At 41.5% G+C, this 20947-nt stretch carries 20 protein-coding genes; 6 read left to right on the forward strand and 14 right to left on the reverse strand.

Features of this window, described 5'->3' with window-relative positions; all coding sequences use genetic code 11:
- Nucleotides 1-5: 5 nt before the first annotated feature.
- The 7 genes from M1D84_RS04300 to malK form a co-directional block, all read right to left on the reverse strand.
- Complete coding sequence (locus M1D84_RS04300; protein WP_024425937.1) at nt 6-1343, reverse strand: 2-hydroxycarboxylate transporter family protein; 1338 nt, start codon at nt 1341-1343, stop codon at nt 6-8.
- Nucleotides 1344-1519: 176 nt separating this feature from the next.
- Complete coding sequence (locus tag M1D84_RS04305; RefSeq protein ID WP_024423311.1) at nt 1520-2479, reverse strand: ABC transporter permease; 960 nt, start codon at nt 2477-2479, stop codon at nt 1520-1522.
- Nucleotides 2480-3526 (reverse strand): ABC transporter permease, encoded by a 1047-nt coding sequence (locus M1D84_RS04310; protein WP_025094189.1) that lies wholly within the window; start codon nt 3524-3526, stop codon nt 2480-2482.
- Complete coding sequence (locus M1D84_RS04315) at nt 3519-5054, reverse strand: ABC transporter ATP-binding protein (protein ID WP_024423309.1); 1536 nt, start codon at nt 5052-5054, stop codon at nt 3519-3521. The genes M1D84_RS04310 and M1D84_RS04315 overlap by 8 nt, the downstream gene beginning before the upstream one ends.
- 158 nt (nt 5055-5212) lie before the next feature.
- Nucleotides 5213-6295 (reverse strand): BMP family lipoprotein, encoded by a 1083-nt coding sequence (locus M1D84_RS04320; protein ID WP_024425935.1) that lies wholly within the window; start codon nt 6293-6295, stop codon nt 5213-5215.
- 394 nt (nt 6296-6689) lie between these two features.
- A complete protein-coding gene (locus tag M1D84_RS04325) occupies nt 6690-7397 on the reverse strand; it encodes a response regulator (protein ID WP_024423307.1) in 708 nt (235 codons plus the stop codon).
- On the reverse strand, nt 7390-8988 hold the full coding sequence (gene malK / locus M1D84_RS04330) for a malate sensor histidine kinase MalK (RefSeq protein ID WP_024423306.1): 1599 nt from the start codon (nt 8986-8988) through the stop codon (nt 7390-7392). The genes M1D84_RS04325 and malK overlap by 8 nt, the downstream gene beginning before the upstream one ends.
- Nucleotides 8989-9173: 185 nt before the next feature.
- Here malK and M1D84_RS04335 point away from each other — a divergent pair, with 185 nt between their 5' ends.
- On the forward strand, nt 9174-9731 hold the full coding sequence (locus M1D84_RS04335) for a YufK family protein (RefSeq protein WP_024423305.1): 558 nt from the start codon (nt 9174-9176) through the stop codon (nt 9729-9731).
- 247 nt (nt 9732-9978) lie between these two features.
- On the opposite strand, the gene M1D84_RS04340 is transcribed toward M1D84_RS04335, so the two are convergent.
- The 3 genes from M1D84_RS04340 to M1D84_RS04350 all read right to left on the reverse strand — a co-directional run bounded on the left by M1D84_RS04340 (nt 9979) and on the right by M1D84_RS04350 (nt 13595).
- On the reverse strand, nt 9979-10389 hold the full coding sequence (locus M1D84_RS04340) for a thiol-disulfide oxidoreductase DCC family protein (RefSeq protein ID WP_024423304.1): 411 nt from the start codon (nt 10387-10389) through the stop codon (nt 9979-9981).
- Nucleotides 10390-10407: 18 nt separating this feature from the next.
- On the reverse strand, nt 10408-12309 hold the full coding sequence (locus tag M1D84_RS04345; RefSeq protein WP_051170126.1) for a transglycosylase domain-containing protein: 1902 nt from the start codon (nt 12307-12309) through the stop codon (nt 10408-10410).
- 107 nt (nt 12310-12416) lie between these two features.
- Nucleotides 12417-13595: an MFS transporter gene (locus M1D84_RS04350; protein ID WP_024423302.1), complete on the reverse strand. Its 1179-nt coding sequence runs from the start codon at nt 13593-13595 to the stop codon at nt 12417-12419.
- A gap of 218 nt (nt 13596-13813) precedes the next feature.
- Here M1D84_RS04350 and kapD point away from each other — a divergent pair, with 218 nt between their 5' ends.
- Complete coding sequence (kapD, locus tag M1D84_RS04355; protein ID WP_044332456.1) at nt 13814-14431, forward strand: 3'-5' exonuclease KapD; 618 nt, start codon at nt 13814-13816, stop codon at nt 14429-14431.
- Here kapD and M1D84_RS04360 read toward each other — a convergent pair.
- On the reverse strand, nt 14428-14820 hold the full coding sequence (locus M1D84_RS04360; RefSeq protein ID WP_044332458.1) for a kinase-associated lipoprotein B: 393 nt from the start codon (nt 14818-14820) through the stop codon (nt 14428-14430). The two genes, kapD and M1D84_RS04360, sit on opposite strands and share 4 nt — an antisense overlap.
- 91 nt (nt 14821-14911) lie before the next feature.
- Here M1D84_RS04360 and M1D84_RS04365 point away from each other — a divergent pair, with 91 nt between their 5' ends.
- On the forward strand, nt 14912-15088 hold the full coding sequence (locus M1D84_RS04365; RefSeq protein ID WP_167364633.1) for a hypothetical protein: 177 nt from the start codon (nt 14912-14914) through the stop codon (nt 15086-15088).
- Here M1D84_RS04365 and M1D84_RS04370 read toward each other — a convergent pair whose 3' ends face one another.
- Both M1D84_RS04370 and M1D84_RS04375 read right to left on the reverse strand, forming a co-directional pair.
- Nucleotides 15089-16381: a sensor histidine kinase gene (locus tag M1D84_RS04370; protein ID WP_075621907.1), complete on the reverse strand. Its 1293-nt coding sequence runs from the start codon at nt 16379-16381 to the stop codon at nt 15089-15091. It abuts the gene before it with no gap.
- Nucleotides 16382-16711: 330 nt separating this feature from the next.
- Nucleotides 16712-17887 (reverse strand): MalY/PatB family protein, encoded by a 1176-nt coding sequence (locus tag M1D84_RS04375; RefSeq protein WP_151863254.1) that lies wholly within the window; start codon nt 17885-17887, stop codon nt 16712-16714.
- An 83-nt stretch (nt 17888-17970) separates the two neighbouring features.
- Between M1D84_RS04375 and M1D84_RS04380 the strand changes: the two genes are divergently transcribed.
- A complete protein-coding gene (locus M1D84_RS04380; protein WP_332284784.1) occupies nt 17971-18231 on the forward strand; it encodes a YugE family protein in 261 nt (86 codons plus the stop codon).
- Here M1D84_RS04380 and M1D84_RS04385 read toward each other — a convergent pair.
- A complete protein-coding gene (locus M1D84_RS04385) occupies nt 18228-19052 on the reverse strand; it encodes an alpha/beta fold hydrolase (protein WP_411209805.1) in 825 nt (274 codons plus the stop codon). The two genes, M1D84_RS04380 and M1D84_RS04385, sit on opposite strands and share 4 nt — an antisense overlap.
- 175 nt (nt 19053-19227) lie before the next feature.
- Here M1D84_RS04385 and M1D84_RS04390 point away from each other — a divergent pair, with 175 nt between their 5' ends.
- Entirely contained in the window at nt 19228-19728 is a 501-nt protein-coding gene (locus M1D84_RS04390; protein WP_003213765.1) for an Lrp/AsnC family transcriptional regulator, read from the forward strand.
- A complete protein-coding gene (locus M1D84_RS04395) occupies nt 19729-20922 on the forward strand; it encodes an aminotransferase (RefSeq protein ID WP_024423296.1) in 1194 nt (397 codons plus the stop codon). It begins immediately after the preceding gene.
- Nucleotides 20923-20947 lie beyond the last annotated feature (25 nt).

Consider the following 20947-nt stretch of genomic DNA (forward strand, 5'->3'; position numbering starts at 1 on the left):
GTAGTTTAACTAAACACTCTGAGTAAGATCGTTGCACAGATAACAGTTGCTGCTCCGCCAAGTCGTGTAGATACTTGTGCGAAAGGCATAAGACCCATTCTTCCAGAAGCTGAAAGAATTGCAACGTCACCAGTACCGCCAAGTCCGCTGTGACAGCCAGTGACAATAGCAGATTCTACTGGATACATGTTCATTAGTTTTCCAACGAAGTAACCAGAACCAACCATTGCGAGTACAACAGCGATACATACGCATACGAATGGAATCGAGATGACAGTTGCTACATCATCAAGTGGAATGTATAGAATACCAAGACCAACCATCAGCGGCCATGTAAAGCTTTTTGATACAAACTTGTAGAACTGTTGTGAGCCGTTTTGAAGATGTTGAGGCATCACGTTTAAGTATTTGATTAAAGCGGCAAGAACAATCATTAAGATTGGACCTGGAATATGAACAAAGCTTTCTAACAAACCACCAAAGATAAAGGTTGTACAAGCAACAAGTACACCAGCACCCATTAACCCGAAATCAACTTTTGCATCCAAATCTGGCTGCTCGAAAATTTCGTTTGCTTCTTTAGATTTCACAAGACGGCCATTCCCGTTTAGTTCAGGACGTTTCTCACCAAGCTTCTTCAATGCGCCAGCACAGATAATGGCAATGACGTTCCCAATGACAGCCGCAGGAATTAATTGAGAAATTAATGACTCTGCTGATACATCAAGAATTTGTGAATAAGCGATAGATAATGGCAAAATCCCTTCTCCAACACCACCGGCAATAATCGGTACAATAATAAAGAAGAATGAATGATGCGGTGTGAAACCAACTAAAAGGCCAACAAGGATACCAGCACTCACAGCTGCAATTGTACCTGCAACGAGAGGAACAAACATACGAATAAGGCCTTGTACTAAAACAGTTCGCTGCATCCCAAGAATACTACCTACTACAAGAGCAGAGATATAGAAGTAAAGGAAGTTCGACGTTTTCATAAGAGACGTAACCGCTTCCAATGAGTTCGGATTCAGAACATTAAAAAAGACCAGGAACGATGGTACGAATAAAGAAAGAATCGCCGGTCCACCAATATCTTTTAAGATTGGAATACGTTGTCCTACATCTCCAAGGAAAATCCCCAAAATCATAATAACAGCGAAACCACCAAGCATATTTGCTGGAATTTTATTAAAATAAGCGGCAGTTAAAATAATCGCTGCAAGTACTAAATACACAGGTAGATCAATAACACCAATTTTCCAAGACATGATCTTACGGAAAACGCTTTTATTATTGTCAGAATCGTCTGTAATCGATTTCAATTGTTGTGCATTAGCCACATAAACACCCCCAAATGCTATTTGTCTCAATTGTAGAAGATTCTGTGACACTCATCTATTTATTAAACTAAAATAAGTGTAATAAAAGTAAAATAAACAGGAGTTTTTGAGTTTTTTATCATACAAAAATCCCCTGAAGGTAGTTTGTCCTTCAGGGGATTGATCATACATCGTATTTATCGTTTTCCTTTTAGATAAGGCGTACCAAGTGCTTTCGGTGCATCGGCACGTCCGATGAAGCCAGTAAGTGCTAAAATGGTGAGCACATATGGTGCTATGAGCATATACACATTCGGTATATCTTGGAACAGCGGCAGGAGAGAGCCAATGATGCTTAAACTTTGAGCAAATCCAAAGAATAAAGCAGCGCCCATTGCGCCAAATGGATGCCATTTACCGAATACAAGCGCAGCTAGTGCGATGAAGCCTTGTCCAGTAATAGTGGCATGTGAGAAATCAAGCGCGATCGTTGAGGCATAAACAGCTCCGCCAAGACCGCCAAACAGTCCACTAATGAAAACAGCGATGTAACGCATCCGATACACTTTGATACCCATTGTATCAGCTGCCATTGGATGCTCTCCGACTGCACGAAGACGGAGACCAAACGGCATTTTAAATAAAACAAACCAAGCAACAACCGCAAGAGCTAAGGCGAGTATAGACGTATAATAAACATCTTTAAAGAAAATATCACCAATGATCGGAATGTCACTTAAAAGGGGAATATCTCCTTTATAGAAAGGCTCTGTAATTTTATCAGTTTGTGCTTTCCCATAAATCAGTTTGACGACAAACAATGTAGCGCCAAGTGCCAGCATGTTAATCGCCACACCACTGACCGTTTGATCAGCTCGGAAGGTAATGGTCGCCACTGCATGAATCAGTGAGAACAATCCGCCAACGGCCATTCCGACGAGAAGCCCAAGCCACGGGGTCAAGGCTCCAAACGTATCAGCAAAAAATAAGTTAAAGATAATACTGGAAAATGCTCCGACGACCATCAACCCTTCAAGACCGATATTGACAACACCTGATCTTTCTGAAAAGACGCCTCCAAGAGCGGTTAAAATAAGTGGTGCAGCATAAACAAGTGTAGCTGGGACGATGATTTCAAGTATTTGCAGAAATCCCACTTATTTTCCCCCCTTTTTCTTCATTTGTTGAATCACAAGACGGATAATATAGCTTGAGGCGACAAAAAGAATGATGATCGCAATGACAATATCAACAACCTCAGTCGGTACGCCTGATTCAAGCGGCATATTTAATGCACCGACCTTCAATCCACCAAGCAATAATGCAGCAAGGACAACACCAACAGCCGTATTTCCACCTAATAAAGCGACGGCAATTCCATCAAAACCTACGCCTGTAAATGAGCCTTTAATAGAGGCATATTCAAATGTACCAAGACCTTCCATAGCGCCTGCAAGACCTGCAAAAGCACCTGAAATAAGCATCGCATAAATGATATTGCGGCGAACGTTCATACCAGCATACTGTGATGCCTGCTGGTTCATTCCAACTGCTCGTAATTCAAATCCTTTAGACGTTTTTTGAATAATGATCCACATCACGACCGCAGCAATAATGGCAACAAAAATACCGTTATGCATTCGGGAAAAATCAGTGATCTGCTCAAAAAATCCAGAGCGGAGCGAGGCAGTGGCATCGATTTTATCTGTTTTATCTTTATTATCTGTTAAGACATTTGAGATTAAATAGTTTGTGACATGAAGGGCAATGTAGTTCATCATGATAGTAACGATGACCTCATGCACATAAAAACGAGCTTTTAAAAAACCAGGAATAAAGCCCCATAAAGCACCTGCAGCAGCTGCGGTGATGAGTGCAAGCGGCAGATGAATATACATAGGTGCATGGACAGTTGTTCCAATCCATACAGCAGCTACCCAGCCAACAAGCATTTGACCTTCTACACCGATATTAAACAGGCCTGTCCGAAATGCAAAGGCAACAGCAAGACCTGATAATATATAAGGCGTCACTTGCCTGATGGTTTCTCCCATATAATAGGTTTCACCGAAAACGCCATTCCAAAGAGCGCTATAGCCTTCGATGACACTATAACCGCTTGCCAGCATAATAATGGCCCCAACCAAAAGACCAAGTACAATGGCTATAAGCGGAATCAGCAGATTTGTTAAGCGATTAGACATTTGCTTCTTTCCCCACTTCCTGTTGCGTACTTCCAGCCATTAATAGACCAAGCTCTTGCTCTGTTGTTTCTTTTGGATCAACAATGGCGACAATGCTGCCTTCGAAAATAACAGCGATCTTATCACTGACATTGATAATTTCATCAAGCTCAAAGGAGATGAGCAAAACAGCTTTGCCTGCGTCTCTTTGCTCGATTAGACGTTTATGAACAAATTCAATCGCACCAACATCAAGTCCTCGTGTCGGCTGAGCGGCAATTAATAAATCAGGATTGCGGTCAACTTCACGGCCGATAATGGCTTTTTGCTGGTTACCGCCTGACAGAGCGCGTGCTTCTGTATATTCACTCGGTGTTCTGACGTCATATTCCGCAATGATTCGTTTTGCTTTTTGATAAATATTTTTCATATTCAATAAGCCGAATTTAGAATAAGGACGCTGATAATACGATTGTAAGGAAATGTTTTCTCCAATTGAAAAATCGAGTACAAGTCCATGTTTATGACGATCCTGAGGAATATGTCCAATCCCAGATTCGGTCACTTTGCGAGGCGGGAGATTTTGAATGGCTTTCCCGTTTAGCATGATTGTGCCAGAATCTGATTTTTTTAGACCGGTAATGGCTTCAATTAATTCAGACTGGCCATTGCCATCTACCCCAGCAATTCCGACAATTTCGCCAGCCTTCACTGAGAGGTTCAACTGTTTGACCGCTTCAATTCCTCTGGCGTCTTTTACTGTGAGGTCTTGAATTTGAAGAACCTCCTCAGCAGGAGAAGCAGCTTTTTTGTCTGTTTTAAATGACACTTCACGGCCAACCATGAGGCTTGCAAGTTCGTCTTTATTTGTGCTTTCCACATCAAGTGTACGAATGCCTTGGCCTTTTCGGATAATGGTCACGCGATGACAGGCATCCATAATTTCTTTCAGCTTATGGGTGATTAAAATAATGGATTTGCCTTCATTGATTAAGTTTTTCATAATTTGTATGAGTTCTTTGATTTCTTGAGGTGTTAAAACGGCCGTTGGTTCGTCGAAGATCAAAATGTCAGCGCCGCGGTAAAGTGTTTTTAAGATTTCTGCACGCTGCTGCATGCCGACAGAGATGTCAGATACTTTTGCGGCAGGATCTATTTTCAAACCATAGCGGTCAGAAAGCTCTTGTACTTGCTGTATGGCTTGTTCTTTGTCAATCTTTCCAAACTTCTTGGGCTCTTTACCTAAAATGATGTTTTCAGCGACAGTGAAGGTATCGACAAGCATAAAGTGCTGATGCACCATTCCGATGCCTAAATCACTAGCATCATTTGGACTAGAGATGGTCACAGGTTTTCCGTGTACCTTGATTTCACCTTTTTCAGGCTGGTACAGTCCGAAAAGCACGTTCATGAGCGTTGATTTTCCAGCGCCGTTTTCACCAAGCAGCGCATGAATTTCGCCCTTTTTTAGCTGCAGCGTAATGTTGTCGTTTGCTACAATGCCAGGGAATTCTTTGCGTATATTCAACATTTCAATGACATAATCCACAGGTTTAACCGCTCCTTTTTTAGGGTGCTGATGAAGATAAAAACTAGCAAAAGAAAAGCTGCAAAACGAGGCTGCAGCTTTTCTTTTACCACCTTTTACGAATAAAGAGGAGGTAAAGGAGAGGCAGGGGATAAGGCGCGCTTATCCCGCTGCTCAAATTAAGCTTTAAAATCTTTTAGTTCATCACGTGTTGCAGGGATTTTCACTTCACCCTTGATGATTTTTTGTTTCCATTCTTCAACTTTCTTTAATACATCTTTATCAAGGTTTTCCTTAGATGGAGAGATGTCAAGAGCGCCTTCTTTCAGACCGTATGTGATCACTTCGCCGCCAGGGAACTTACCTTCTTTTGCTTTCGTTGTTAAGTCTTGTACCGCTGTGTCTACTTTCTTAACCATAGAAGTAAGGGTGACACTTTGTTTTGTTCCAGGTACTTTTCCTTCGTCATACTGGTCTTTATCTACACCGATAACCCAAACTTTACGGTTAGGATCCGCTTTTTTCAGGTTTTTCGCTTCTGTGAACACACCAGTTCCAGTGCCGCCAGCAGCATGATAGATGATGTCGACGCCAGATTTGTACATGCTTTCAGCTGTTGCTTTCCCGATGTCAGCCTTATCGAATGCACCGGCATATTTCACTTCAACTTTTGCTTTCGGGTTAGCTGCTTCAACACCTGCGCGGAAGCCAACTTCGAATTTTCTGACTAATTCAGAATCAACGCCGCCGACGAATCCAATTTTGTTTGATTTTGTAGAAAGAGCAGCCGCAACACCCACAAGGAATGATCCTTCGTTTTCGTTAAATACAATGCTGGCTACGTTGTCTTTTTTCACGACTGCATCAACGATCGCAAAGTGGTTTTTCTTACGTTGATCCGCAATTTCAGAAATTGCATCTTCCATTAAGAAACCAATTCCGTAAATCAGGTCGAATTTCTCACGAGCAAGTGTATTTAAGTTTGTTGTATAGTCAGCATCTGATTTAGATTGTAAGTAATCAAAGCCGTTTTTACCTTTTTTTAGATTGTTGTCTTTCCCAAATGCTTGTAAACCTTCCCAAGCTGATTGGTTAAACGATTTGTCATCGACACCACCGACATCAGTTACCATTGCAACAGTGAATTGATCTTTATCTTTTTTGCTTTCACCGCTGTTTGAGCCAGAGTTGCCGCATGCTCCAAGGATGGTTCCTGCTGCTACGACTAAGGACAATGCTAGTCCAATTTTGCGCTTCTTCAAAACATAACCCCCTATAAAATTTAAAAGTTTCAGAAAAGTCTCGCGAAAAAAGACCGATCTATCTCTTCTCACCCTTCTGAAGAGGGTATTTTATCCTGCTTTCTCATGAAACTTATGGAGGGCAGGAGAGAAGATGTAAGACATCAGACTTATATCTCGTTGAACTAATCAATCATAATTTATCATTTCCGATCGAATAAATAAATAGAAATTTGTTTTATTTTTAAAAAAATGTTAAATGGCTTTATTTGATGTCTTTTTATCTGCTGAAATATGATATAATGCCGCTTTTGTGATGTGCTCCGCTACAGCAGAACCACTGATATCAAGGGGTTTGTTACATCGTATGCCATAAAAAAACATCTGGCCTTTGTGAAAGGTCAGATGTAGTATTTTAAAGATATTGCTGAATCAAATTCATATTGCTCGTGTTCAGTTTATATTGGAAAACAGGACGTCCTATTGTCCCATATGCCATTTCAACATCCACCACTTCGATATCCTCAAGGAATTTCAAGTATTTTCTAATGGAGACTTGAGAGATTTCTGTATGATTGGCTAGGTCTTCGGTTGTGAAAGCCTGCTGGCCAAATGATTGAATGCTTGTCCAGATGAGTTTAAGTGTGCTTTTGGTCAGTCCTTTTGGCAGGAGGACTTTTTCCGCCTCTGCTTTTTTATGAAAAAGCTTCGCATCTAAATCATTTTGCGAAATGCTGTTCATGGATTGATACAGGGCGTGTTTCCGTTTATACTCTGCCAGTGCTGATTGGAATCGTTCGAACTCAAACGGCTTAATTAAATAATCAACTGCTCCGTTTCGCATCGTTTGCTGTACAACATCGACTTCATTTGCAGCCGAAATGACAATGACATCAACGGCATGATTCTGCTGGCGAATTTCTGTTAGTAATGCCAGTCCATTTTGTCCAGGCATATAAATATCGAGCAGTACGAGGTGAATGACTTCTGTTTTTAACACTTCAAGTGCCTGCTGAAAGGAGGTGGCAATCCCCTTTAACTCAAAGCCGTCGATTTGGGTCAGGTAGCGTTTGTTCAGCTCCCCAACCATTGGATCATCTTCTACTATTAACACATTAATCATGTGAATCCTCCTTTTGTTTATACGGAATGCGGAGACTAAAGGTCGTTCCTTCTCCTTTTTCACTCGTGACAATCATATGTCCGTTCAATTTCTTGATGCTTTGGTCAACGAAGTAGAGTCCGAACCCTCGGTCTTCTCCTTTAGTTGAAAAGCCTTGATCAAACATGATGTCTTGTTCTTCTTTCGTGAGACCAACACCTGTGTCCGTGATTTCAATGTGGAGCTGCTCATGGACGTATCTGAAGGAGATCGAGATGTTTTTCGTATCAGTATGTGAAACAGCATCGAGTGCGTTATTTAACAAGTTGCCAATCACGGTAATGAGATCATGCGTCACTGCCGGGTCCTCCGTATTTGGCACTTGTGTGCTGCAAATAACCTCTAAGGCAGCGCCTTGTTCCCTGATATAGCTTTGTTTTCCTAGTAAAAATCCTGCTAAAACAGAGTTTTTCACATGGTTGATGATTTCATTTGTTTCCGTTTGCTGATAAATTGCAATATCTTTGATGTAGGTGCCAAGATCATCGTAGTTTTTGAGCTGGACCAAACCTAAAATGACATGAAGCTTGTTCATAAATTCATGGGACTGGGCACGGAGCGCATTCGCATACATTTTGACCCCGCTAAGCTGCTCAGCCAGATGTTTCACTTCTGTTTTGTCACGGAAGGTGGCGATGGCTCCGACAATTTCACCTTTTACCGTAATTGGCACTTCATTAAAGACGAGCTCCAGTCCATTCATTCTCACGTCACGATCAAGCAGCGGCTTGCGTGTTTCAATGACCTGTTTTAAGCCGCTTGAAGGGAGGAGAGTTTGAACATCTTGTTCTCTAGGATCAACCATAATGCCCATATTATGAAAGAGCCGTTTGGCCTCTGCATTGGCCAGTTTGATTTTACCGTGCTGATCGACGGCCAGAATCCCTTCTTTTGTTGATTCTAGCATGGCACTTCGTTCTTTTAACAATGTGGCGATCTCATCCGGCTCAAGTCCAAACATAATCTTCTTCACTTTTCTTGCCACAATGAGTGCTCCGATGATGCCAGATAGAAGGCTGAGTGATGTGACGAAGTAGAGTGGAAGTAAGCTTTGATGAATAATCAAGTCAATTTCCTTTAACGTAATTCCTACGGCTACAGCCCCGAGCTGCTTACCATTTTGATCATAAACAGGAACAAAAGCACGCATGGATCTGCCGAGTGTACCAGAAGCCGTACTAATATGTTCTTTTCCCTGTAATGCTGCTTTTTCATCACCGCCGGCAAACCGCTTTCCAATTTTCTGCGGATTCGGGTGTGTTTTGCGGATACCGTTCATATCCATGACGACAACGAATTCGGTTTTGGTGATTTGCTGAACACTTGTTGTATATTTTCGTAATGCGGAATATGAATGATCTTCTAATGATTGTGCTGTAATCGGTGCCTCTGCGACCATTTTGGCAGTAGAGAGAGCAATGTCACGCTCCTGCTGATGGATGTTCTTGGCTGTTTCCGACCATATCGTAAAGAATGTGATACAAAGGGAGATCAGGACAACGATACACACAAAGATCGTCAGCCGTGTTTGCAGTCTTAAAGTTTTTTTCACGAGTATACCCCTAACGCACGATTTTTTCGTAACAGTAATACTTTAACGGGAAAATGTAAGTTTGTGAAGGAATGTACGTGCAAAATCATAAATTTGATTTTGCTGTCAGTTTACTTTGAAAGCATCTTGTCAATCCGTTTTAAGTGAGCCATAATAAATGTGAGCTTATGAGAAAGGATCTATTTATGAAAAATACATATTTGACTGGATATTTTCCGCTGATTTCAATTTTACTATTCAGCTCTGCTTTTTCGATTTTCACAGTAGGTATCACGACTGATTTCTTGACTCAAGCAGGCATTTTAAAAGGAATGCTGGAATTTTTCTCAGAACAGGGCATTCGTCTTGCTCTCTTTGCTGCTTTTGCACTTGTTTATTTTATGATCTTATCTGCCTTAAAACTGATTGCAGATACGGTATTAGAGCTGGCGTTACTCTTTTTCGCTAAGGACCCTGAAGGGGAGAACTTAAAGAAAATTCGGATTGCATCCGTTGTTTATTTATTTGCCAGCTTGCTAGCATTTCTGTTGACGCAGCAGCTCATTCTGCTAGTCGGACTTTTTGCATTAGCAAGTCTTGTCTATTTTATCTGGGTTGTGGTTCGCATTTATCAATCGCTTTCTATGCTGAATTTGATTGGATTTATGATGTTTATTCTGCTGTTTTGGGCGACGTTTTTGATCGGTATTTTGTACTTATTTATTAAGCTTTATAACAGTGTGATGGCAAGTCTGCCTTCATAAGCAGACAAAGAAAGCATCCTCCGATGATGGAGGATGCTTTCAGCGTTTAGACAAACCCTTGCATTCGTTGTCAGTTCTGCGCGCCGATGCTCACGAATGTTAAATTCGCTCCGCTTCGGTGCTCGTCCTTCCTAGACTGCAAAGGTTTTCAGGTCACGCTGAAAAGAAGAAAAAGAGCTAAAATAAAGATCATTTTAGCTCTTTTTCAACAATCTGAGCATCCTCCAATAATGGAGGATGCTTTTTTTTATGAAAGAAACCGCTTTTGAATATCGGGTGTAGGCATCATACAAGATGTTTTTTGACCAAACCATTTGTAGCGATTTTTTGCTATCAACTGATAAAACCAATCACGGATTGGGCGAGGTATGGCAAGGAGTAAAAAGCTCCATCTGTATATCCCTTTTAAATGCCGCGCGGCTTTTAAGATGCCTGTCGACTTCGTATAAAGGGTCCCTTTTTCGATATAAATGAATGAATTGAACTCATCTAAAGGCAAACCGTTTTCCTTTAAAATACGCTGTCCTGTATCTGATTGTAAGGAAGCGAACATCATCCGTTCATTCGGATCGCGCTTAATCACAAACTGAACAGCGCCGCTGCACACGTTGCAGACACCGTCAAATAAGATTAAATGGGGTGGATGTGTTGAATGCATCGCAATCAAACCTCCTGTTTATCTGGCGTATTGCATCGTATTTTTCCAAATACGTAAGTGCGGGCTTGAATGATAAATCGATTCCACCGTTCCTCTATCTCTTCCAACCCATACACCCATTGTGTACTGATCTGTCAGTCCCACAAACCAAATATCTTTGTAGTCATTGGATGTCCCTGTTTTACCACCGATGTAAGGGGCGTTGAAATTCGCTTTTTTCCCTGTCCCACTCTTCACAACAGAGGTAAGCAGCTTACGCATCGTTTCATTTGTACGCTGAGAATATACTTGCTTGGGCGACTCTTTCCACTTGTAAAGGGTCTTACCGTTTAAGTCTGTCACTTTTGTGATCGAATGACTTTGTGTGTAGGCTCCTTGGTTGCCAAAGACGGTATATGCATCTGTTATTTCTAGCGGTGAGAAGCCTTTCGTAAATCCGCCAAGTGCAGAAGGAAGGCGGTAATCATCCGCTACGATATGCTGGAATGAGAACTTCTCTAAATAGCTGAAGCCTTTTTTGACACCCACTGTATCCAGCATTCGGATCGCAGGGGTATTGTAAGAATTTTTAAAGGCTGTTTCAAGTGTGACTGTTCCATACGTTTTATGATTATAGTTCTGCGGACAGTATCCGCTGCTGCAAAACTTTCCGGCACTGATGGTGCTTGAAGCCGTTGCGCCGGTTTGATCAATATAAGGCGCATAGTCTAAAAGCGGCTTAATCGCAGAACCAGGCTGTCTTTGCGCTTGATAAGCGTAGTTAAAATCAAATTTCTTATAGTTTTTTCCGCCAGCAAGTGCAACAATTTGATGCGTTTCATGATTAATGACGGCTGATCCGCCTTCCACACCTTGGTAAGGCAATTGAGCATTGAGCTGATAGACGGCTCTTTGCTGTAAGGAAGGATCAAGCGCCGTATAAATTTTCACACCATCCTGGAGCAGGGCACTGACCTTTTCAGATAATTCCTTTTGAATCGCCTTTTTCGCTTCAGCTGTTTTGGCTTTTTTCAATCGTTTTGTAAAGCCCTCCTGATCAGACACAAGATCGGTAAACTCTTCATTGGCATATGTCACATAGTCAGGGTATAGGTTTTTCTTTTCACTTAAAGAAAGGCTGATTTTTTCTTTGACAGCTTTTTTGTATTGTTTTTTGGTGATGACGCCATCTTTCTTCAAAATACCAAGCAGTCGTTCTTGGCGTTTCTTTGTGTGCTTGAACTGTTTTAATGGGTCATACAGTGTTGGGTTGTTTGGAATTGCAGAGATAAATGCCATTTGGGCAAGTGTTAAAGAACTAAGCGGCTTGTCAAAATAGTAATTAGCCGCAGAACCGACACCGTAAACACCATTACTGAAATAAATCGTATTTAAATAGCTTTCGAGAATTTCATCCTTCGAGAATTTCCGCTCAAGTTCATAGGAATAGAGCAGCTCCGTAAACTTTCGGCTGAACGAACGTTCATGGCTTAAATATAAGTTGCGGGACAGCTGCTGTGTGATCGTACTCGCTCCTTGGCTGATGCCATGGTTTTTGACATTTGCAGCAAGGGCACGAACAACTCCCATAAAGTCAATTCCCTTATGGTCATAGAAGTTGCGGTCCTCTGAACGAAGGAACAGCTCCTTCACAGGTTCAGGAATGTTATCGTATTTCACGAACACTCGGTTCTCATCGTTTGAGACGATCTCGGAGATAAGAGAACCATCCCGGTCATACATATAACTGTTTTGGGAAAAATCTATCTTTTCCAGCTTGATTTTTTGATCAAGCACTTCGTTAACAGGCTTTACACTTGCAGCTTCTTCCTTTGATAGATAAAAAGTCAGAGCAAATAATGGGATGAGGGCAGCAAGTAATAACCAACCAATGATTGCACGAAACATGAGGTCACTCACTTTCTTCAATTTTCTAGCCATATCGTACCATTCTTTTGCGGATACGAGAAGGTTATTTTTAGAAAAGAAAGGGCGTGAAGTCTAGTGAATCAGGCTTTTCCGCAAGAAAAAAGAGTATCTGAAGATGATCAGACACTCCTTTCCTTTGTTTTCGCATGCGAGCGGACCGCCCATAAAAATAACGCGCCAAACAGAAAAATGCCGGCAGTGACATAAAAGACAGCTGGAATCCCGTAATGACTCGCCACTATGCCGCCGATTACCGGACCGACAACATTCCCAAGAAAGCGGAAGCTGACATTGTATCCGAGCACTTCTCCTTGCATAGAAGCAGGTGCTTTAATCCGGATATACGCCGTCGTACACGGAATAATTCCGCCAAGTGCCATCCCGTATAGGAAACGGAAAATGACTAACATGACGTACGAATCCGCCATCGCTTGCGGGATGAATAAAATAGAGGAGAGGATGAGAAGGGCAAGCAGCACCTTGTCATGACCAATTCGATCTCCGAGATCTCCCCATTTTCGCGTAAACAGCAAATTGCCAAGTCCAGTTGCAGAAAAAGCAAGCCCCGCATAAAAAGCGAGATTGACAGGACCATGTAAATCATGAATGTATAAAGCCAAAAGCGGCTGAATGCTAAAGTTCCCTACTTGTGTAATAAACGTTAAAAGCATCGTGACCACAAGTAAAGGCTGCTTGAAAATGTGAAAGAGTACATCCTTCCGTGAGTAAGAAACACGCTTTGCTTCTTTTGATCGGATCGGCTGTTCTTTCACTCCGAAGATAATCACAATAGCTGACACATAAATGACAGCCGCTGTCAGGAAAAACGTATAAATAAATCCGACGCTGTCTGCCATGAATCCACCCATTAATGGACCAAACAATCCTCCGGCAACATTACTCATCTGCATCGTTCCAAGGGTTTTACCGGCAGTTGCCTTTTCGGTTTGTGCAGAAATCAGTGCCATTGAAGTCGAGATAAAGCCTGTGACAAGCCCCATGAAGAGCCTTAATGCGAATAGCTGATACACGGTGTTTACAAGCCCCATTAATAGAATACTTGTGGCGATGCCAATACCGTTAATTAATAAAATCTTTTTATAGCCATGCCGGTCGCCAATCCGCCCCCAAATCGGAGAAATCAGGAAGGCTGTTAAAAACGTGACCCCAAAGACATAGCCGCTCCATCTTTGAACAAATTCATTTGAATAGCTGCTATCAAGAGATTCTATGTAAAGTGATAAAAAAGGGACGATCATTGTAATGCTCGCAGATACAAAAAAGTTCACAAACCACATGATGTACAAGTTTTTCTTCCTGTTTGTGATAGAGACCACCTTCTTTATTTATTTCGTGTTCCTTAATAATTATAAAGGAAAATAAACGATCTTTCATCAGATGAATAGGTTGGGCATAGTGAATCTGCATTATTTTCACAAAAATGAAGTGATTTCAAGGTCCGTCTTAATATAATGGTATGAGAATGAAAAGCTGACGAAAAAGTGAGGTGAAACTGGTGGAACAGAAGACGGTGCTTGTGGTCGATTTTGAATTTACGATGCCTGATGGAAAATATCATCCGCAAAATTTTTTTCCTGAAATTATTGAAGCTGGGGTAGTGAAAGCAGCAGATGAAACGATCATAGACACATTCTCTAGCTACGTCAAACCGAAAAAGTTCCCGAAGCTGACGAAGCGCTGTAAATCTTTCCTCGGAATTACGCAGGAGGATGTAGAGAGCGGAATTTCATTTGAGGAATTTATCGAGAAGCTCGTGTCACTTGATGGGGGAGAGAATTGTGAAATTATTACGTGGGGCAACATGGACATGAAGGTATTGAAGCAAAATTGTATGCTCAATCACATTGCCTTTCCTTTTAAGGGGAAGCTGAGGGACCTGGCCTTTGAATATAAAACCTTTTTTGGTGACCGCACACTGACAGGGCTTCGAAAAGCAGCAAAGGAATACGGCAGTGAAGGAGCTGGTAAGCATCATAAAGCACTCGATGATGCCATGACGACTTATCAGCTGTTCACCCTTTTTGAAAAAGACAGAGCCTATGTGGAAAATCCGCAAACAACCAAAATTGGTGAGCTGATCGATTTCTCACATTTTTTTGATTCGGCTGATTAGCGGCCGTCTTCTGGAAAATAATCTTTCTCAAGAGAAGATAGGCATGCTCTTGATTTTTCAGCCCATTTGGAATCATCCGCACGGAGTGCTTGTTTCAATTTATCTACAGCTTCTTTCAGTGACTCTTCATAATCAGGGATATCGCCATCATAAGGCTTCACCATATGATGAGGGATATTTGTCTGTTCTCTATAGGCCAAAGCCCGCCTCTCTTGGAAAAAAGGCACGTCTGCTTCTTTCGGATGATGCAGGTCGCCTTGAGTGGGATGTGTCAGAACGGCTTTTACTTGAACGAGATAGGTCGATGGTTTCACTGCTGTCACTTCCCCAACGTATACACCTGTTTTATAAAAACCTTTCACAACTTGTCCAATTTGAATGTCTGTCATGTGAAATTCCTCCATTTCCTTCTCAAAGGAAGGTATTTCATTTCTTTTAGCCAATATAGTGAAGTAAACGAGCAAAAGGGGGAATGGCGAGATGTCATTCATCGTACTTTTTCTACTATATTTTCCTGAAGATAAAAGGGAGTACATCCCAGCGGCTATCACCACGGTGATTTTCTTTATTGCTGCGTTTATTTGTTTTCGTCTCATCGTTCGTGCGTCTAAGAAGCAGGAGCGGATAGAAGAAAAAAGAACAAAAAAAATGGATTAATCATTTTCTTCTTGTATCTTCAGGAAATTTCACGGTGACGGTTGTTCCAGACTGCAGCGAGCTTTTGAAACGAATCGTTCCATGGTGATTTTCAATAATTGAAAAAGTCACTGTCAGCCCAAGTCCAGTTCCTTTATTTTTAAGTGTGTAATAGGGTTCGCCGAGTTTTTTCATCTGACTTTCTGTCATACCTACACCGTTATCAACGAAATAAAGGCAGATTTTATGATTTTCTTTTGAAGCAAAAAGTTCAATTTTCCCTTCATGTTCAGGAGCTGCTTCAATTGCATTTTTGATTAAATTAATCATGACTTGCTTGATCTTCGTTACGTCACCTTGAATGTATAAGTCAGGTTCAATGGATTGATGAATCGTGACCGATTTAAAATTCGCATAGGATGTCATCAGTGATGCACATTCCTCAAGTAATTTAGAGAGATTAAGAGATTCAATTTGATAATAGTTTTGTTTTGCAATGTCAAGATAGCTCGTGATAATGTCCTGCGCCCGGTCTAACTCGGACAGAACGAGATTTTTATAATCTTTATTGGCAGGTGGCTCTTTTGTATGATCACTCGAAAAGAGCAATTGAATAAAGCCTCTCACAACTGTCAGCGGATTGCGTACTTCATGGGCAACGCTTGCAGCAAGTTCACTTACAATGGTCAGTTTTTCTGACTGGACAAGCTGTGATCTCATTTCCGCATTTTCCTTAACGAATTCAATGGAATAGATACTGAGCACAAGAAAGAATATGTAGTAAAGAGTTGAGAAAAATAACTCAAGGAGCTTTTGCTGCATAATAAAAGCTGGGCTGTATGCCATTAAGCTGACCGCAAGCAGTCCAATGTAAATAAAGAATCCTTTGGATAAACCGATAAGCACTCCGTAAAACAGCTTATTTGGCTTCGAATATTGATGCCATTTTCGGTAGAACAGGAATGGGATAAAAAAGTAAATTGGGACAACGATGAGTCCAATCCATAAGAAAGAGCCGTACATCACGAATTTGACAATGATGCTTATCAAGATGGCAACGATCCCCGCCATGTATCCTCCGTATAAAATAGCAAGCACAAGGGGAATGGATTGAAGCCCAGTCTGCAAATCTAAAATCGAACCAACTGGATACATAATACATAGTGCTGAAGAGATGGATGCGAATACTGTGATGAGCAGTTTATTCGTTTTTGGGAAATGAGCAGGGGTCCGGCTTAACCATAGCGCATGATATAAAAAGATTGGAAATAGAATAAAAGATACATGGAGCAGAAAATCCTTGAACATTTCCATTTAAATGCTCTCCTCGTAAATAATTGTAATTCCTCTCATTATATCATTTCATGTACAAAGTAGATATGATAAAAGGAGGGTTTTTTTCTTTAAAAAGAACACCCGTTAGGATGTTCTCAGATTGTTGACAAAGGGCTAAAATGATCTTGATTTTAGCCCTTTGTCTTCTTTTCAGCGTGATAGAAAACCTTTGAAGTCTAGGAAGGACAGTTACTTTTGCAGAGCGAATTTGACATTCGTGAGCACCAGCACGCAGGACTGACAAAGAATGCGAGGGTTTGTCTACACGCTGAGAACACCCGTTAGGATGTTCTTTCTATCGTATAGGTCTTATTCAGCTGATAGCGTGAACGCTTGGTGGAGACGTTTCAGTCCTTCTTTGACTGTTGCAGCAGGACAGCCGAGATTCATCCGAATAAAGCCGTCTCCTTCGTGTCCGTACACGTGGCCAAGCTCTAGGATCACTTTCCCTTTTTTCAGCAGATTCCGTTTCAATTCCGCTTGACTGAATTGATAATCCCGAATGTCCAGCCACAATAAATAAGAAGCATCTGGTTTCATATAACGCATATTTGGAAGATTTTCGTCGATATAGTCCATCGCCGTCTTCATATTGCCTTCGAGATAAAGAACAAGGGCATCAAGCCACTCATCCCCGTGTCGGTATGCAGCTTCCATCGCTGGAATCGCAAAGGCATTCAGTTTGGACAGTCCGTTTCTTTGCACTTCATTGTTGAAAAGGGTTCTTTTTTCTTCATCTGAAATGATAATAGCAGAGGCCTGGAGCCCCGCTAGATTAAAGGTTTTACTCGGCGCAATACACGTTACCGTGATATGTGCAATGTCGTCAGAAAGGCTGGCGAAGGGCACATGCTGCTTCCCGTAAAGCATCAAATCCGAGTGAATCTCATCTGAAACGACTGTGACTCCATGCTTTACACATAGGTCTCCGACTCGCTTTAATTCCTCTTTTGACCATGCTCTTCCGGACGGATTATGCGGATGGCAAAGGAACATGAGCTTTGCTTGTGGTCTGCTCAGTTTTTTCTCTAAATCATCAAAATCCATCATATAGCGGTTGTTTTCTATTTTTAAAGGATTGGTTGAGACTGTACGTCCATTTCGCTCAATCATTTGATAAAAAGGTGTATACACTGGTGACTGTATAACTACTTCGTCGTGCGGTGCTGTAAAGGCTTGAACAGCAAAACTAAGTGCCGTTACGATTCCTGGTGTGAAGGTGACGGCATCTGTCTGGATTGTCCATCCATGTCTTCTTTTGAGCCAGCCAGCGACTGCCTGCTGCGTATCCTGATCCTGAAATGCATAGCCAAATACACCGTGATCTAATCGCTCTTTCAATGCATCAAGGACGACCTGCGGTGCTTTAAAATCCATATCGGCCACCCACATCGGAAGGGCATCTGTTGTCAGGAACAAAGACTCTGCCTGATCCCATTTCACTGATTTTGAACCTTTACGTATGATCTGTTCGTCGAAATTCATGAAACCCACCTCTAGCTGTTTTTCAACCATTCTTGGTTGTGCTAAAATAAACATCACAAAATTTATTATAAGCGGTGATACCGATGAAAGATAGTCAAGCTGTAGAAGAGATGATTCAATTCATTAAGGCATGGGACCCTTTTCATTATGGAGAGGATTTTTATGAAACGGAGCCTGCTGACGTCATCAGTGCATTATACGACGCAGAAAACCCGTTATCTTTAGCAAAAGAGATTCAAGCCATCTACCATCACTCATTTGAACAGCTTCTTCCGATAGAGAGCTGTCAGCATATAGCAAATCAGCTTTTTGTCATACGAGACAGCAGCTCCTGTTCACGCTAAGACAGGCTGAACTGTCCGATTTGATCAGACACAAAGACCGGATTTTCCTCAGGAATGAGGTGCCCGGTTTTTTTTAATGCATGTAAGGTCGAATTTGGCAGATCTTTGTGCAGTCTTTCGCCTATTTGAATGGGAACGATTCGATCTTCCTCGCCCCAAATGAGCAGCACGGGTGTTTCCATTTTCTTTAAAACGTCCGAGGTTAAATCTCCTTCCCGGTGCCGAATCAAACGAAATATCCCCCGAAAGATTTGATCATCTGAAAATGGCTTTAAATATCCGTCGACCATCTCTTGATCAATGATGGAATGATCATGCACAACAGCCGTTAAATTTTTCATAATGCCCTGCTTTAAAAGCTTTCTTTTTAGATACAGATAAAAATAAGGAATATATGTGCTGTAAACAAGTGATCTTTTTGACTTATTCAAATAGCCTGAGCTGCACAATAGAACCGCCTTTTCAAATAGATCCGGCCGTTCAGTAGCAGCGTATAAGGCGATTTGTCCGCCCATTGAATGGCCCACTAGAATTGCATGCTGAATCTGTAAATAACCAGCTAGCTCTATAATAATTTTCCCCATGTTGCGATAGCTGTAAATAAACGTATTCGACTTCTCGGACTGTCCAAATGGCGGCAGATCAATCGCAATTAAATTGAAGTCCTGTTTCAGAAGCGGGATGAGCTTTCGATAGCTGAAGGTAGAAGAGAAGAGACCGTGAATTAAGATCAATGTCTTCTTGCCTTCATTTGGATAGTGCTCGTAATAGATATCTAAACCGAATGCACTTTTCATATAAGCTGGCTGAACAATGTCCACATTCTTCACTCCGATACTTGATACTCTCTCTGTTAGGTGACTGTATTGTACCCTAAAAAGTGGATTTTAAGCTATCATTAGAATCTTTTCCCTGCTTAGCATAATGGGAAAAACGTGCTATAATGTTCAGAAGATTTTTTAAAACTAGCTTTTATAATCTGAGGTGTAAAATCAAATGAAACTAACAGAAAAAGAAACTGAAATATTAGAGATTTTAGATGAAAACAGCCGCGCCGATTTAAATACAATTGCAAAAATGGCAGGCGTGACAACAGAAGAAGCCGAAGCCATCATTCAAAAACTTGAAGATCAAAAAGTTATTATTGATTATTCAACCATGATTGACTGGCGAAAAGTGGATGGTCATGAAGGCGTTACAGCAATGATTGATGTAAAAGTGACACCAAAAAGAGGCGTCGGATTTGATGAAATTGCTGAACGGATTTATCGGTTTCAGGAAGTGGAGTCTGTCTATCTCATGTCAGGTGTTTACGATCTTTCCGTTGTGATCCGCGGAAGATCAATGTCTGATATTGCCCGCTTCGTATCTGAAAAATTATCGACACTTGATTCCGTTGTTTCAACAACTACCCACTTTATTTTGAAAAGATATAAACATGATGGGAAAGTGTTTGAAACAGGAGACGATGACAAAAGAATCGTGGTGTCTCCTTAAATGAAAAAGTCTTATTTATCTGAAACGGTACAAAGCATTCAGCCGTCAGGTATTCGGAAATTTTTTGATTTGGCAGCCACAATGGAAGGGGTTATCTCCCTTGGTGTCGGCGAGCCGGATTTCGTGACAGCTTGGAATGTCAGAGAGGCAAGTATTATGTCATTAGAACAAGGGCTGACCTCTTATACGGCGAATGCAGGTTTAATTTCTTTGCGAAAAGAATTGAGCCACTATTTATATAAGCGGTTTCACATTGATTACAGTCCCGAAGAAGAACTCATTATCACAGTTGGCGGAAGCCAGGCACTTGATTTGGCCTTTCGTGCGATTTTAAACAGCGGGGATGAAGTAATCATTCCAGAGCCTTGTTTCGTAGCATACGGGGCACTTACGACACTAGCAGGCGGAGTGCCTGTCTATTTAAGTACAACCGCTGAAAAAGATTTCAAAGCAGATTCTGCTGATCTTCGCACAAAGCTGACGCCGAAGACAAAAGCTATTTTGCTTTGCTCGCCATCAAATCCGACTGGGTCTGTTTATTCAAAGGAAGAGCTTGAAGATATTGCTCAATTTGCGAAAGAGCATGACCTGCTTATTATTACGGATGAGATTTATGCAGAGCTGACGTACGATGAAGCTTTTACAAGCGTCGCAGCTATTCAAGATATGAAGGAAAGAACGATCTTGATTTCAGGCTTTTCCAAAGGGTTTGCCATGACGGGCTGGCGTTTAGGATATGTGGCCGCACCACCTGTACTGCGGGATGCCATGCTGAAAATACATCAATATTCTATGATGTGCGCACCGGCGATGGCACAATATGCGGCAGAAGAAGCATTAAAAAATGGGCTTGAAGATGTAGAGAAAATGAAGAAAAGCTACAGAAGACGCCGTAATTTGTTTGTCGGGTCCCTGAATGAACTAGGACTCACATGCCATCAGCCAAACGGAGCGTTTTACGCGTTCCCATCGATTAAAAGCACAGGCATGACATCAGAACAATTTGCTGAGGAGCTGCTCCTAAGTGAAAAAGTCGCTGTTGTTCCTGGGAATGTATTCGGACCGAGCGGTGAGGGTCATATCCGCTGTTCATATGCTTCGTCACTTGATCATCTTCAGGAATCACTTTCAAGAATTCAGCGCTTTTTGCAGGCTCGACAAGTGAAGGAAGAAGCATCAGCCATATTAAAATAAAAAAAGGCATCAATCCAAATGGACT

It is taken from the genome of Bacillus sp. PK5-006 (assembly GCF_054161415.1).